A 13,641-nucleotide genomic window follows, 5' to 3' on the forward strand; every position below is an offset into this window, starting at 1 on the left:
GGTCCCGGCGGCTAGGATCGTCGGGTGCCCGCGCCATCCACGGGGCAGACGTCTGCCCGCACACTCCTCCTGCTCGTCGTGACGCCGTTGCTCGCGCTCGTCGCCCTCGGAGCGTGGGCGCTCGCATCTCCCGTCGGCGCGAGCCCCGACGACGACTTCCACCTGGCCAATATCTGGTGCTCGACCGGCGAGATCGAGGGCACGTGCGAGACGATCCCCGACCAGCCGACGGAGCGGCTCGTGCCCGAGACGCTCGCCAATGCGGCCGAGTGCTTCAAGTGGCAGGGCGACGTGAGTGCGGCCTGTTCGACGGCGGATTCGCCCGACCGGATGGCGACGACCGATCGCATCAACGCCGGCGGGTACCCGCCCGTGTACTACGTGACAATGGGGCTGATCGCGGGCGACACGTTCGACGCGCCGTCGGTGATCGGACTCCGAATGGTCAATGCGGTCCTCTTCGTCGGCATGGCGCTCGCCCTGTACCTCCTGCTCCCGCTTCGCCTGAAGTCCGCCTCGCTGTGGATGTGGCTGATCGGACTGGTGCCATTGGGAGTCTTCCTCCTGGCCTCGAACAACCCCAGCGCGTGGGCGATCATCAGCGGCGGTACGGTGTGGCTCGCGACCTACGGCTACTACGTCGCCGACGGATGGCGACGATGGACCCTGCTCGGGCTCGCACTGCTCGCGATGGCGATGGGCGCGGGCGCGCGGGCGGATGCGGCGGTCTACGCCGGGATCGGGATCGTCGTCGCCTCAGTCCTCGCGGCCGAGCGGTCGCGCCGGTACCTCTTCTCGGTGCTGCCGTTCGCCGTGGCAGGCGTGCTCGCCGCGATCGCCTTCTTCGCCGCACGGCAGTCGAGCGTGCTCTCGGTCGGGCTCACGGGAAGCTCGCACCCGTCCGAGCTCAACCTGCCGGGCCTGATCTTCCGGAACCTGACCGAGGTGCCCTCGCTGTGGGCCGGCGTGTTCGGCACCTGGCAGCTCGGATGGCTGGACACCGAGATGCCGGCGATCGTCTGGGCCTCGTCGCTCGGCGTGTTCGCCGCCGTGTGCTTCCTGGGGCTGCGCTCGATCTCCTGGCGCAAGTGGACCGCTCTCGCCATCTTGTGGGTCGCGCTGATCCTCGTTCCCGTGTGGGTGCTCGTGCAGAGCCGGGTCATCGTCGGTGCCGAGGTGCAGCCGCGGTACATCCTCCCGCTCATGGTCATGCTCGGCGGGGTCGCGCTGCTGCAGCTCCCGGGCCGTCTCATCGATCCGACACGGACGCAGCTCTGGGTGGTCGGCGTCGCACTCGCGCTCGCCAACGCGGTGGCGCTTCACACGAACATCCGCCGCTACATCTCGGGCGACGAGGTGGCCGACTGGAACCTCAACCGCCATGTCGAGTGGTGGTGGGACATGCCGATCACGCCCATGGTGGTGTGGGCCATCGGCACCATCGCGTTCGCAGGGTGCGTGGGCCTGGTGCTCTGGGCGATCGCCCGTTTCTCCGGCTCCCGGCGATCGGTCGCGGCGTGAGCGGGGTCGGACGCTACCTCCTGGCCGGTCTCCTTGCCTTCGCCGTGGACTTCGGCCTGCTCTTCGTCCTCAGGGACGTGCTCGGCTGGCCGACGGCCTGGGCTGCGGGCGTCGCGTTCCTCGTCAGCTTCGCGTTCACGTACACGATCCAGCGCACCCTGGGATTCATGTCCCACGCGCCGCACGGCCGCGCGCTGGTCCGGTACACGATCCTGGTCGCGGTGAACACGGTCGCGACCGCCGTCATCGTGTCGCTGATCGACCAGACGGCCGCCGGGTGGGCGATCGGCAAGGTGGTCGCGACCGCGGCGACGACCGTCTGGAACTACTTCGCATACCGGTGGTGGGTGTTCGCCGCCGATCGGCCCACCGACTCGCCGAGCGTCCGGGAGGCGTGATGTTCCAAGGTGCACGGATCGCCGCGATCGTCCCCGCGTACAACGAGGAGCGGATGATCGGCAAGGTCATCTCCTCGATGCCCGCCTTCGTCGATCACATCGTGATCGTCGACGACTGCAGCAGCGACGGCACGAGCGAGGCGGTTGCAGCGCAAGCCGACCCGCGGGTCGAGTTGATCCGCCACGAGACGAACACGGGCGTCGGGGGCGCCATCATCACGGGGCACCGTGCGGCGATGGCCGCCGGAGCCGATGTCGACGTGGTCATGGCCGGAGACGCGCAGATGGACCCGGCGCACCTGCCCGCGTTGCTCGAGCGCGTGACGACCCACGGCTACGGTTTCGCGAAGGCGAACCGATTCTTCTCCCCGGAGTCGTTCAGGGGGATGCCGCGGCACCGGATCTTCGGCAACATCGCGCTCTCGTTCATGACCAAGCTCGCGAGCGGATACTGGCATCTGTTCGATCCCCAGAACGGCTACACGGCCATCCGTACGGAGGTCCTTCGCCGCATCGACCTGGACCGGGTCGCACCGCGCTACAGCTTCGAGAACGACCTGCTCATCCACCTGAACATCCTCCAGGTCTCGGCCGTCGACGTGCCCATCCCCGCCGTCTACGGCGCCGAGGTCTCGAGCATCCGCCTGCGCAAGGTCGTCCCGGAACTCGTGTCGCTGCTCACGCGGGGGTTCTGGCGCCGGATCTGGTATCGCTATGTCCTCTGGTCCTTCTCTCCGATCGCGCTGCTGCTCATCCTGGGCTTGGCCCTCGTCGCCTTCGGCCTGGCGGTGGCGATCTGGGTGTGCTTCCAGATCGCCGGTTCGGTCGTCGCGACCGCGGCGACCGTGATGCTGGCCGCCCTTCCGCTCATGCTGGGCACGCAGATGCTGATCAGTGCGCTCCAGCTCGACATCCAGGCCAGTCCGTCGACGCCGGACCTCGAGCCGTTCGCCACCGAGCCGTGAGCCCCAGTCCTGATTGCCGGGCGGCGCTCGTCGGCGCCGCCACCACCCAAGGAGACTCCACCATGACCACCGCATCCGCGAGCCGGTGGCGAGGCCACTCCGCGTCGATCCTCGCGTGGGCGATCGTCCTCGTCGGGTTCGTCGTCGGCTATGTCTCGATGGTCCGCACGCGCCCGCTGTACGCGCCCGACTCGGCCCACTACCTCGCCAAGGCGTTCTGGTTCCTCGGAGCGAGCCCCCAGGAGGCGCATGATCGCGTCGCGGCATTTGCCGCGGGGTACGGCATCACCGAGATCCCCGGCGTCGAGCGCATGTTCGAGTGGGGGCTCGTCCAACCGCGGGTCGTCCTCTCCGCGATCGCGACGCCGTTCGTCGCGGCGTTCGGGCCCATCGGACTCGCGGTCACGACGGCGTTCATCTCCCTCGCCCTCATCATCGTCCTCACGGTGCTGCTGATGCGTCGGGTCGGCAATGTGCCGGCGGTGGCGGTCATGCTCATGGTGACGACCAGCGCCTACCTCGTGTTCTACAACGGCGCGATGCTCACTGAGTCCCTCTCGGCGCTCCTCACTGCGCTCACGCTCATGGCCGCGTGGCGCTACATCCGGCAACCGCGTGCCTGGCTCCTGGTCGTCATGGGCGCGCTGACGGTGACCTCGGCGTTCACACGCCAGGCGACCCTCATCGTCGCGGGGGCGTTCCTCGGGGCCTGGCTCTTCGGGATGCTCGTGAGCCGGTCGTGGCGGAGCCCGTGGATGTGGCCCGCTGTCGTGGTCACCGGGGCGAGCCTCGGCAGCCAGGTCCTCCAGGCGATCCTGTTCCCCTCGTTCTCCCAGGCGGACCAGTTCATCAAGCAGACCGGTGCGGAGACGCTCGGCGGCGCGATCCTCGCCATCCCGCGGATGGCGCTGAAGATCCTGGCGACCGACGTGTACAACTACCTCGCCAACGATCCGGTGCTGCTCGTCTTCATCCTCGTCTCGCTGGCCGGGATCGTCCTGTTCTGGCGGCGATCCGAGGCGCACCTGCTCGTCGGCGCGATCCTCGCGATCTCGCTGTACAACATCACCAACGGCACACCGACCGCGTTCCGCTACGCGATCCCCGGTCTCGTGTTCTACGTGGCGATGGTCGGGATCGTGATCCGGTCGGTGGCGAAGCCTCAGCGCGGCTCGCAGGAGGTCGACCTCTCGGAGCAGCGCGGCGCGTACGTCGCCGGGTGAGCCGCCCTCAGCCGACCGCGTCCGCGAGCGCAGGTGCCAGGTAGCGCACGTAACTCGCGGTGAGGTGGTTCACGTCGCGATACACCAGCAGGTCGTGGACGACGACCGGGCACTCCACCTGGTCGCAGAGGTAGGGCGTCAGGTCCACGAAGGTGCCTCCGGCCGCCTCGACCGAGGTGCGCTCGGCCTCGGTCTGGGCGGCGTCGAGTGCCTCGGCGCGAAGGGCGGAACATGGGCGCACGTCCTCCAGGTGCGATGAGATGCAGAGCGAGGGTGCGGCTCTGAAGCGCGGCGTGTCGGCGATGACGAGGACCCTGCTCCCGGCTTGGCGCATCGCCGCCACCGCACGGGCCGTGCCGTCCGCCCACGTCGTCAGGCGGGCCTCGGGATCGTCCACGCCGTCGATGGCGTAGGCCGCGTAGCTGGAGAACACCACGAGGTCCGGCGGGTTCGCGGTCAACTCCGCCATCACCGCCGCTCGCCAGCGGTCGCATGAGAGGTAGGGCACGTTCTTGTCCAGTACCGTGACGTCGACGGCGGGGCAGGACGACTTGGTGTAGGCGCGGATCGCCAGGTCGGAATCGGTGCCCGCCAATGCCTCGAGTGCGGGCAGCCATTGCGCCGAGTGCGAATCGCCGAACAGTGCGACGTGGAAGCTCCCGTCCGGGTTGCCGTACGCGCAGTCCTGGACCGACTCGGCCGAGACGTCGTGATGGCATCCGTCCGGGTACACCGCCGGGATGTCCTCGCTCGCGGTCTCGAGCGAGGGCGTGAGATTCGCGGGCACGTACGTTGCGGCGGCCGGCGGCGACGTGGGGTGGTCGGGGGCGGCCTCGACCGCGGGGCCGCCGGAGAGCTGGCGGCCGGCAGACCAGGCGACTCCGCCGCCGAGCAGCAGGGCGAGCACTCCGGTGACGGCGGCGGTCGCGAGCAACGTGACCCGCGGGCGCCGACGAACAAGCCGCGCGGGTGCGCGCATCGGTTCCTCCACGAACCGGAACAGCGCCCAGGCGAGCGGTACGGCCAGGACGATGCCGAGAGCGATGGTCGCCCAGACCGGCAGCGGCCGCTCGTACCCGATCGCCGCCTGGGGGATGACGAGCAGCGGCCAGTGCACGAGGTACAGCGAGTAGGAGATCAGGCCGATCCACTGCATCGGGCGCACCGCGAGCATCGCGCGAGGGCTCCACGGCGAGGGGGTCGTCCCGAAGTAGATGACCGCCGCCGTGCCGGTCACCGGAAGCACGGCCGCGGAACCCGGGAACGGAGTGGCGTCGTCGAACGCGATCGCGGCAGCGGCGATCATCCCGATTCCGAGCCATCCACCGGTCGCGGCGATCCACGGCGCGACCCGCGGGGTGCGCCCGAGCACGGCGGCGCCGACCAGCGCGCCCGCGAGCAGTTCCCATGCGCGGGTCGGAAGCAGGAAGAACGCGATCGGCGGGCTCGTCCTGGTCAGCAGGATGCATGCCGCGAGGCTGACGGCCGCGAGGAGGGCGATCCCCGTGACGACGAGCGCGCGCCGGCCACGGCACATGAGCGCGAGACCGAGGAGGGCCAGGGGCCAGAGCAGATAGAACTGCTCCTCGACGCCGAGCGACCAGAAGTGCTGGTAGGGCGAAGGCGAGTGATCCGCGAGGTAGTCGGTGTTCTGTGCGGCGAACCACACGTTCGGCACGTAGAGCACCGTGGCGAATGCATCCCTGAGCACTCGTTCGACTCCCAGCGGGGGAAAGAACAGGACGACGGCGACGGCGGTCAGACCCGCGACGACGAACGACGCCGGAAGGATCCGGCGCGCGCGCCGAGCATAGAACTGGCCGAACGAGAGCCTCCCGTCGCGCTCGATCGACTCCAGCAGGTGACTGGAGATCAGGAACCCCGAGATGACGAAGAAGACGTCGACCCCGACGTACCCGCCCGGCACGCCCGGGACGCCGGCGTGGTAGAGCAGCACCAGCCCGACGGCGATGGCCCTCAGCCCCTGGATGTCCGGTCGGAACCGGCTGCGATCGAGACGGGTCACACCCGCAGCCTCATGCCGTGGCGGCCGCACCGACCGAGTGCTCGGCCAGCGCCGCGATCACGCGCTCGGCGGCGTGTCCGTCGCCGTAGGGCATGGCGTCCGTCTGGTGGGGGATCGGTCGCGTCACTGCGGCGGCGATCTCAGCGGGCGTGTCGGCCAGCAGGTTCCAGCCGAGCTCCACCGTCTCGACCCACTCGGTCTCCGTGCGCACGGTCGTGCAGGGTACCCGCAGCAGGAACGCCTCCTTCTGCAGACCGCCCGAATCCGTGACGACGCCCGCGCTCGAGACGGCCGCCGCGATGAGGTCGGGGTAGGCCATGGGCGCGTGCGCGATGAGCGAACCCTGCGAGAGATCCAGCCCGTGCGCAGCGGCCTTGGCCACCAGCCGGGGGTGCGCGAGCAGCACGACCGGCTTGTCGAGCGCGCTGAGCGCGCCGATGATGCCGGCGAGTCTTGTCGGGTCGTCGGTGTTCTCGGCGCGGTGGATCGTCGAGACGTAGAAGCTCCCAGGCTCGAGCGCGAGTTCCTCCACCGGCTGCGATCGCCGGCCCGAGACGGCGTCCCTCACCTCGTACAGCACATCGGTCATGACGTCGCCGACGAGGACCGACCGGTTCGCGAGACCCTCGGCGGCGAGGTGCTCCATCGCCACCTGCGTCGGCGCGAGCAGCAGGTCGGCGGCGTGATCGGTCAGGACCCGGTTGTGCTCCTCGGGCATGCGGCGGTTGAAGGAGCGCAAGCCGGCTTCCAGATGGGCCACCGGCAGGTGCATCTTCACCGCCGAGAGCGCTGCGGCCACGGTCGAGTTCGTGTCGCCGTACACCAGCACCCAATCGGGCCGGTGCTCGTCGAAGACGGCATCGAGCGCCCCGAGCATCGCCCCGGTCTGAACGCCGTGCGATCCGCTGCCGACTCCCAGGTGCACGTCGGGCGTGCCGATGCCCAAGTCGTCGAAGAACACGTCGGAGAGCATCGGGTCGTAGTGCTGTCCCGTGTGCACGATGACGTGGTCGACGGATGCCGCGGTCGCGGCCTTCGCGATGGGAGCGAGCTTGACGAACTGGGGGCGCGCGCCGACGACGCTGACGATCTTCACGGGAGTCCAGTGTACGGACGTGCGCGCGGGCCCGTGCGCGGACGGGTGATTGGTACCGTTGCACGGTGCGCATCCTCATCGTGACGCCGTGGTTCCCGACCGCCGATGCGTCGGCATCAGGGCGCTTCGTCGCCCGCGAGGCCGCGGCCCTCGGCGAGGAGCACGAGGTCACGGTCCTCCATCTGGACTGGCAGCGCGCCCGCGCCGATGCGACGCACGAGGGCCCGTTCGCGCTCACGCGCGTCCCGTTGTCGCGGGCACGCCCGGGCGACTATCGGCGTGCCCGGGCGACGGTGGCCGAGGCGTCCCGTTCTGCGGACGTCGTGCACACCCACTCGTTGACCGGTCTGATCCCCTGGCGCGGCAAGCGACCCGCGAACCGACCGTGGGTGCACTCCGAGCACTGGTCCGGTCTGACCGCTCCGGAGACGCTGCGCCCGGCCGAGCGGGTCATGCGCCGCATGCTGCTCGGCACGCTCGACCTGCCCGACGTCGTGGTCGCCGAGAGCCGACGGCTGGCCCGGGCGGTCCAGGCGAACCGGTCCGGCCCGACGATGATCGTCCCGTGCATCGTCGGGGAATCACCCGTGACCGAGCCGCCGCGAGGCGATGTGCTCGAGCTCGTCGGCGTGGGCGGCATCATCCCGCGGAAGGGGCCGCTGCTCGCAGTGCGCGCGCTCGCGTACCTGGTCGAGGCGGGCTGCGAGACCCGGCTGACCTGGGTGGGCGAAGGACCCCAACGCGATGAGGTCCTCGCCGAGGCGTCCGCCCTCGGTGTGGCCGACCGCCTGAACCTCACCGGAGTGCTCGACGACGCCGGGGTGGGCGCCGCGCTCGACGCGGCGGACGTTTTCGTGCTGCCGACGCAGGGCGACAACTTCTGCGTCGTCGCGGCAGAGGCGCTCAGCCACGGGCGACCGATCGTGAGCGGTGCCGAGACGGGCGCCGTGGACTACGCCGCCCCGTCCGTCAGCGTCTTCGTCCACGAGCAGACCGGGCGAGCGTACGCCGACGCCGTGCTGGCCGTGCGCGAATCCGTGCGGGGACTCGATGCGCGCGACATCGCCGCCACCGTCGCCGGGCGGTTCACGCCTGCTGCCGTGCGCGCCGGGCTCGAGGCGGCATACGGCGTCGCCGGTGCCGACGTCCGGTGAGTCGGGCCGAAGCGGCGCGGCCGGCATGGTGACCGCTGCGCCCGCCCGCAGGGAGCTTGGCTAGAGTGTCCGCGTGCGCGTGGTGATGGTGACGGAGTGGTACCCGAGCGTCGCCGCTCCGGTTTCCGGCGTGTTCGTGCGCCGCGATGCCGAGCTCATCGCGACCGCCGCCGACGTCGAGGTGGTCCACCTCGTCCCCCCTGGCCGGGTGACCGATGCCGACGCAGTGGCCGATCGCGCCGCTGCCGTGCCGATTCGCCGGATCGTGATGGACCGGACCGATCCGTTCGACCGCCGACGGGTCGCGGGCGTGCTCGCCCGGACCATCGAGGACGCCGACCTGTTGCACACCCACGCCTTCACGACGTTGATGGCGTTCGCCGGGAGAAGGGTGGCGCGGCCCTGGGTGCACAGCGAACACTGGTCGGGAGTGGCCGACCCGAGCGGTCTGACTCCGCGCGGGCGTGCGATCTTCCGGCTCACTGCCCCCTTGCTCCGGCGGCCGGACGTCGTCACCACGGTCAGCACCTACTTGGCCGACCGCGTCCGCCGATATCGTCGAGGCCCGATCTCCGTCGTTCCGTCGATCGTTCCGCCGGCGTCCCTCGTCCCACCGCCGAACGACCCTGGCGAGATCAGACTCGTGGCCGTCGGAGGGCTGGTCGAGGGCAAGGGCCCGCTGCTCGCGCTCGAGACGGTGCGAGAACTCGCTCGGCGTGGCGTCGGGGCCCATCTGACGTGGGTCGGCGAGGGTCCGATGCGAGCCGCCCTCGAGCAGGCGACCCGGGAGGGTGACCGCCTCACGCTGCTCGGCGCCCTCGACTCCGATGGCGTCTCCGCAGCCCTCGACGCGGCAGACGTCTTCCTGCTCCCCACCAAGGGCGAAACGCTCTGCCTCAGTGCCCTCGAGGCGATCACGCACGGTCGCCCCGTGGTCATGGGAGCACGCGGAGGACAGCGGGACTACATCGTGCCCGACAACGGAGTCCTCGTCGGACCTCGCACTCCGGCGGCGTACGCGGACGCGGTCGAGGAGATCCGGCGTCGCCGTGGCGAGCTGGTCCCTGAGCGGGTCGCAGCCACGATCGGCGATCGCTTCCACGGTCACCGCGTCCTGGAAGGGTATCTCGAGGCGTACGCGCTCGCGAGAGCCGCGCGGGGGATCAGCGGCTGACGAGCGCCTCGAGAGCCGCGATACGGGGCGCGAGCTGGCGTCGGCGCTCGAAGCGCCTGGCCCACTCCTGCGCCGCCCTGCGTTCGCCGTCGGTCTGCGAGGCCGACATCCGGGCCGCGCCGGCGAGGGCCTCCGCGATGTCGGAGGGCGAGAGCGATCGGGTCGCGACCCACGCGGGAGAGCTACGCAGGACCTCGGTCGCCGCGTTCGACGGATCGTGCACCGAGACGATCGGCACGCCGGTGGCGAGGTACTCGTAGACCTTGCCACTCGTGACGAACCGTCCGGTGCCGAGCGCGAGCACGAGCGCGTCGAGCCCGCGATACGTCTCGCCGATCGTCGCCTTGCTGACGGGCCCCTCGAAGGTGACGCCGTCGTCGCGCGCGCGCTCGAGTGCGGCGGCGAAGCCGGCGTCGGCCCCGCCGAAGTGACCGAGGTACCCGTAGATCGCGAGCCGTGCACCTGCGAGCTCAGGGCTGGAGGCGCGCGCGATCCGCCACCCGTCGAGCAGTGCCACGAGCGGGACCTTGGGCGAGATCGTGCCGATGTAGCCGAACGTCAGGCCCGACGCCCGATCGTCGCGCACCGGGACCGCGAGCGGCGCCTCGTACTCGTCGAACCCGTTCGGCACGACCCGCATCCGTGCGGCCTGCCGAGGGTGGGTCGAAGCGTGCCACTCGCGGATCGCCTCGTTGACGAACCAGATCTCGGTGGCCGTCGACATCATCCGGCGCTCCCAGCGCCCGACCGCGGGAATGGCCGTGATCAATTTCCGGCCGGAGAAGACATCCAGCTGCCAGGCGTCGCGGTAGTCCATCACATGCCGCACGCCGTACCGGCGCTCGAGGTGCCATCCGGGAATGAAGTCGACGTGCGGGTTCGCGGTGCCGATCGCCAGATCGACCGGGTGCGAGCGGTGGACCTGCTCGGCGGCGCGCTCGAGCGACGGACGCCACCGGCCGTAGTTCGGCTCGGGGAACCGGACGAGGTCCCGCCAGAGGTCGGAGAGCTTCCAGATCTCCTGATGACGTGCGCGCCGCCGGGGCCAGGCCGAGATGTCGTTCTGGAACGCGGGGACGTCGGCATCGACGCGCACGACGCGGACCCGCGGGTGCACTCGCGCCTCGAGTCGTTCGTCCGTGCCGGTGGATTCCTCAAGGAGCCGTCGCGGGACGGTGAGCACCGTCACCTCCCATCCGGATTCCGCGAACGCGTTCACGGTGGCGAGGGCGCGATACACTCCGCCCGCGCGGCTGGGGGGAAAGCTCCAGGCGGTGTACAGCAGGTGCGGACGGGCGCTCACGAGCGTGCTCGCTCGAGCGCCGCGCGCGCGGCGGGATAGCCGAAGACCGTGGTCGTCGCCCGTCCGCGTCGTCTCGCTGCCCGGGAGGCATGCCAGGCGGCCAGTGCGCCGTCGCGCTCAGGAGCCACCACGAGTTGCGCTTCGTCGAGCGCCCGTGCCACGCGCTCATCCTGTCGCGCTGCGCGATGGAAACGCACGCCCGCATCCAGCGCGGTCAACCTCAGGAGTTCGCGTCCGAGGCCGCTGCGGGAGACCCGACGAGCGAGGCGGTCGACGAAGCCCATCGGGCGGGTGAGGACGATCGATTCCGTCTGCGCGACCCGTTCGAAGGTGATCACCTGCACCGAGTCACCGCGGCGAAGGCCGGGTATCGACTGCTCGTCATAGAGACCGTTGGGGGACAGGACGATCACGCGCGCCGGGCGCACCTCAGGATTTTCGAACCCAGACATCGCCGCGTTAGTCTAGCCGCACATCACGGGCGAGTGCCCTCGAGAGGACGGCGATGACGGACACGTTGCTCATCCTGTCATTCTCGAGACTCGAACAGGACGCCCGTCTCCGTCGCCAGATCACCCTCTTCTCCGATCGCTACCGCGTCATCACGGCCGGATGGGGACCCGCGGTCGGTGGAGTCGAGCGCCATATCAGCCTTCCCGTTCCTGCGGTATCCGGCCTGCGACGACGTGCCCGGTTCTATGCGGAAGCCGTGCTGCTCCGCCTCCGGGCCTACGAACTGCTCTATCGCACGGACCCGGTCGTACGCGCGGCGCGCCGCGCGCTGCGCGGGGTGCGACCCGACCGGATCCTCGCCAATGACATCGAGAGCCTCCCGATCGCACTTGACCTCGCACCCGGCCGCAGCGTCCACGGCGACCTGCACGAGTACTATCCCGGTCTCCACGATGACAACCCGCGCTGGGTGCGTCTCCGCAAGCCGTACCTCGAGTGGCTCGTCAGGCGCTATGCGCCGCGCGCGGCCTCCCTCACGACAGTCGGCGCGGAGGTCGCCGAGGCGTACCGGTCGTTCGGCCTGCATGTCGGCGTCGTCACGAACTCGCCGGCGTTCGTGCCCATGGAACCCTCGCCGGTCGCGACACCGATCCGGATCATCCACCCGGGTGCCTCGTTGCGCAGTCGTCGCCTCGAGCAGATGATGCAGGCCGTCGCTGAATCCTCGGCCGATGTCTCCCTCACCATGTACCTCGCAGGGAACGACCCCGCGTACGTCCGCGAACTCAGAACCCTCGCCGCGTCGCTCGGCAACCGGGTGCGCGTCGAGGACGCGGTCCCGCACGACGACCTCCTCCCCCTGATCAATGCGCACGATGTGGGCATCCACGTACTTCCGCCGACCGTGACGAACAATGCCCTCGCCCTGCCCAACAAATTCTTCGACTACGTCCAAGCGCGGGTCGGAGTGATCGTCGGGCCGACTCCCGCGATGGCGAGCCTCGTGCGCGAACATGGATTCGGAGCGGTCGCCGCGGGTTTCGAGAAGGACGACATCCGCGCGGTCGTCGACACGCTCACGCCGAACACAGTGGCGGCATGGAAGCAGGCTGCGTCAGGCGCGGCCCGGGCGCTCTCCGCAGAGACGCAGCTTCCGGTCTGGGCCGAGGCCGTTGACGCCCTGGTCGGCGCCGGGGCCGACCAGGCCTGAGCCTCACCGCGAGCGCGCGAACGCCATCAGCCGAGCCACTCGGCGTTGGGCGATCATCGACCGGAGCGGTGCATGACGATGGGCGATGAGCAGCGGGTTCGCCGGCACGAGCGCGCTCGCGCTGCGCCACTCGCTCCGCCGTCCGAGGAGCGCTTCGAGCTCGCGGTCGTCGCCAGCTCGGAATGCGCGGAGCGCGGCTCGGTCGCGCCGGGCGAGAATGCCCTCGACGCCGCCGGCCCAGCCTCGAATCCGTTCGATCGCCTCTCCCAGGGCGGCGCGGTCCGTCGCGTCGATCCCCTTCGGTGCCCGCGATGCGATCGCGCCGATCACGTGGACCCGCAACAGCTTCGCCGCGACGGCGCGACGGCTCGCCGGGGCCATCCGACGGAACACGGGGCTCTGCTCCATGGCGTTCAGGAACAGGAAGTCATCACCTGCGCTGCCGGGCGACATCGTGACCCGGTCTCGCTGGTCGCCGTGTTCGAGGTACGCCGGCAGTGTCGGGTCGAAGGCCACCCGCGCTCCCGAGAACCAGAGTTCGAGCGTGTAGGCCTGGTCCTCTCCGCGCGGAAGGCCGGGGGTGAAGCGCAGATCGGCGAACCGTCGTCGACGGATGAGACCGAGCGGCGCGGCGCGTTCGAAGAGTCGATCGCGGTCGCCGTCGAGCGAACGCATCCGCCCCGGCCTCGGGCGCGGCGCGGTGCCCATGCCGCCGTCGTCGCGCAGCACCGGTGCGATCACGACGTCGGCGCGGGAGTCGTCGGCGAGGGCGAGCCATCCCTCGAGGGCCCCGGCGGCGAACTCGTCGTCCGAGCCGATGATGCTGACGAACTCCGCCGTGGCGGCCTCGAGCCCGGCGTTGAAGGAGTTCGCGGGCGACCGAACCCCGTCGGCCAGCGCGAGGAGGCGAACGCGCGGATCGTCGGCGAGCCCGCCGAGCCTGGCGCGGACCCCGGAGGGGTCGGTGTTGTGCGCGACGACGGTGACCCGGACGGGCGCAGCCGAGCGCAACGCCGACCCGACAGCCCGCTCGACGGGACGCTCGGGGGTGTGCACGCCGACGACGACATCGACCCGAGGGGCCGCGGAACGGTGGTCCGACGTCCGGTCGCCCATGG

The 13,641-nt window shown here is 70.5% G+C and carries 12 protein-coding genes; 7 read left to right on the plus strand and 5 right to left on the minus strand.

Annotated elements, in window-relative coordinates; translation table 11 throughout:
- Positions 1-24: 24 nt before the first annotated feature.
- The 4 genes from JOD46_RS08080 (at position 25) to JOD46_RS08095 (ending at position 4,107) form a co-directional block, all read left to right on the plus strand.
- Positions 25-1,521 carry a DUF2142 domain-containing protein gene (locus tag JOD46_RS08080; protein WP_204393200.1) on the plus strand — a complete coding sequence of 499 codons (1,497 nt, stop codon included), beginning with the start codon at positions 25-27 and terminating at the stop codon, positions 1,519-1,521.
- Positions 1,518-1,919 carry a GtrA family protein gene (locus JOD46_RS08085; protein ID WP_204393203.1) on the plus strand — a complete coding sequence of 134 codons (402 nt, stop codon included), beginning with the start codon at positions 1,518-1,520 and terminating at the stop codon, positions 1,917-1,919. Before JOD46_RS08080 ends, JOD46_RS08085 begins: the two co-directional genes overlap by 4 nt.
- Positions 1,919-2,884 (plus strand): glycosyltransferase family 2 protein, encoded by a 966-nt coding sequence (locus JOD46_RS08090; protein ID WP_204393205.1) that lies wholly within the window; start codon positions 1,919-1,921, stop codon positions 2,882-2,884. Before JOD46_RS08085 ends, JOD46_RS08090 begins: the two co-directional genes overlap by 1 nt.
- Before the next feature lie 62 nt (positions 2,885-2,946).
- Positions 2,947-4,107 carry a hypothetical protein gene (locus JOD46_RS08095; RefSeq protein WP_204393207.1) on the plus strand — a complete coding sequence of 387 codons (1,161 nt, stop codon included), beginning with the start codon at positions 2,947-2,949 and terminating at the stop codon, positions 4,105-4,107.
- A gap of 7 nt (positions 4,108-4,114) precedes the next feature.
- On the opposite strand, the gene JOD46_RS18910 is transcribed toward JOD46_RS08095, so the two are convergent.
- Together JOD46_RS18910 and wecB are read right to left on the minus strand one after the other, a co-directional pair.
- A complete protein-coding gene (locus JOD46_RS18910) occupies positions 4,115-6,133 on the minus strand; it encodes an acyltransferase family protein (protein ID WP_204393209.1) in 2,019 nt (672 codons plus the stop codon).
- A gap of 10 nt (positions 6,134-6,143) precedes the next feature.
- Positions 6,144-7,229: a non-hydrolyzing UDP-N-acetylglucosamine 2-epimerase gene (wecB, locus tag JOD46_RS08105; protein WP_204393211.1), complete on the minus strand. Its 1,086-nt coding sequence runs from the start codon at positions 7,227-7,229 to the stop codon at positions 6,144-6,146.
- A 65-nt stretch (positions 7,230-7,294) separates the two neighbouring features.
- On the opposite strand from wecB, the gene JOD46_RS18915 reads away from it, so the two are divergent.
- Both JOD46_RS18915 and JOD46_RS08115 read left to right on the plus strand, forming a co-directional pair.
- On the plus strand, positions 7,295-8,383 hold the full coding sequence (locus JOD46_RS18915; protein WP_204393212.1) for a glycosyltransferase family 4 protein: 1,089 nt from the start codon (positions 7,295-7,297) through the stop codon (positions 8,381-8,383).
- A 73-nt stretch (positions 8,384-8,456) separates the two neighbouring features.
- Positions 8,457-9,557 (plus strand): glycosyltransferase, encoded by a 1,101-nt coding sequence (locus JOD46_RS08115; RefSeq protein WP_204393214.1) that lies wholly within the window; start codon positions 8,457-8,459, stop codon positions 9,555-9,557.
- On the opposite strand, the gene JOD46_RS18920 is transcribed toward JOD46_RS08115, so the two are convergent.
- Both JOD46_RS18920 and JOD46_RS08125 read right to left on the minus strand, forming a co-directional pair.
- Complete coding sequence (locus tag JOD46_RS18920) at positions 9,547-10,860, minus strand: glycosyltransferase (RefSeq protein WP_204393216.1); 1,314 nt, start codon at positions 10,858-10,860, stop codon at positions 9,547-9,549. The two genes, JOD46_RS08115 and JOD46_RS18920, sit on opposite strands and share 11 nt — an antisense overlap.
- Positions 10,857-11,312, minus strand: coding sequence for a hypothetical protein (locus JOD46_RS08125; protein WP_204393218.1), 456 nt, complete (start codon positions 11,310-11,312; stop codon positions 10,857-10,859). The genes JOD46_RS18920 and JOD46_RS08125 overlap by 4 nt, the downstream gene beginning before the upstream one ends.
- Before the next feature lie 53 nt (positions 11,313-11,365).
- On the opposite strand from JOD46_RS08125, the gene JOD46_RS08130 reads away from it, so the two are divergent.
- Positions 11,366-12,523: a glycosyltransferase family protein gene (locus tag JOD46_RS08130; protein WP_204393220.1), complete on the plus strand. Its 1,158-nt coding sequence runs from the start codon at positions 11,366-11,368 to the stop codon at positions 12,521-12,523.
- Between the two features lie 3 nt (positions 12,524-12,526).
- Here the strand turns inward: JOD46_RS08130 and JOD46_RS08135 are convergent, their stop codons facing one another.
- Positions 12,527-13,639, minus strand: a complete 1,113-nt coding sequence (locus JOD46_RS08135; RefSeq protein ID WP_204393222.1) for a glycosyltransferase family 2 protein — start codon at positions 13,637-13,639, stop codon at positions 12,527-12,529.
- Between the last annotated feature and the right edge of the window lie 2 nt (positions 13,640-13,641).

The sequence above is a fragment of the Agromyces aurantiacus genome, from assembly GCF_016907355.1.
Taxonomy (GTDB): domain Bacteria; phylum Actinomycetota; class Actinomycetes; order Actinomycetales; family Microbacteriaceae; genus Agromyces; species Agromyces aurantiacus.

Bases quoted from the DNA above. Each gene is read 5' to 3' on its own strand.
- JOD46_RS08090 (WP_204393205.1), top strand. From the start codon at position 1,919: ATGTTCCAAGGTGCACGGATCGCCGCGATCGTCCCCGCGTACAACGAG.
- JOD46_RS08095 (WP_204393207.1), top strand. From the start codon at position 2,947: ATGACCACCGCATCCGCGAGCCGGTGGCGAGGCCACTCCGCGTCGATC.
- JOD46_RS08125 (WP_204393218.1), bottom strand. From the start codon at position 11,312: ATGTCTGGGTTCGAAAATCCTGAGGTGCGCCCGGCGCGCGTGATCGTC.
- JOD46_RS08130 (WP_204393220.1), top strand. From the start codon at position 11,366: ATGACGGACACGTTGCTCATCCTGTCATTCTCGAGACTCGAACAGGAC.
- JOD46_RS08135 (WP_204393222.1), bottom strand. From the start codon at position 13,639: ATGGGCGACCGGACGTCGGACCACCGTTCCGCGGCCCCTCGGGTCGAT.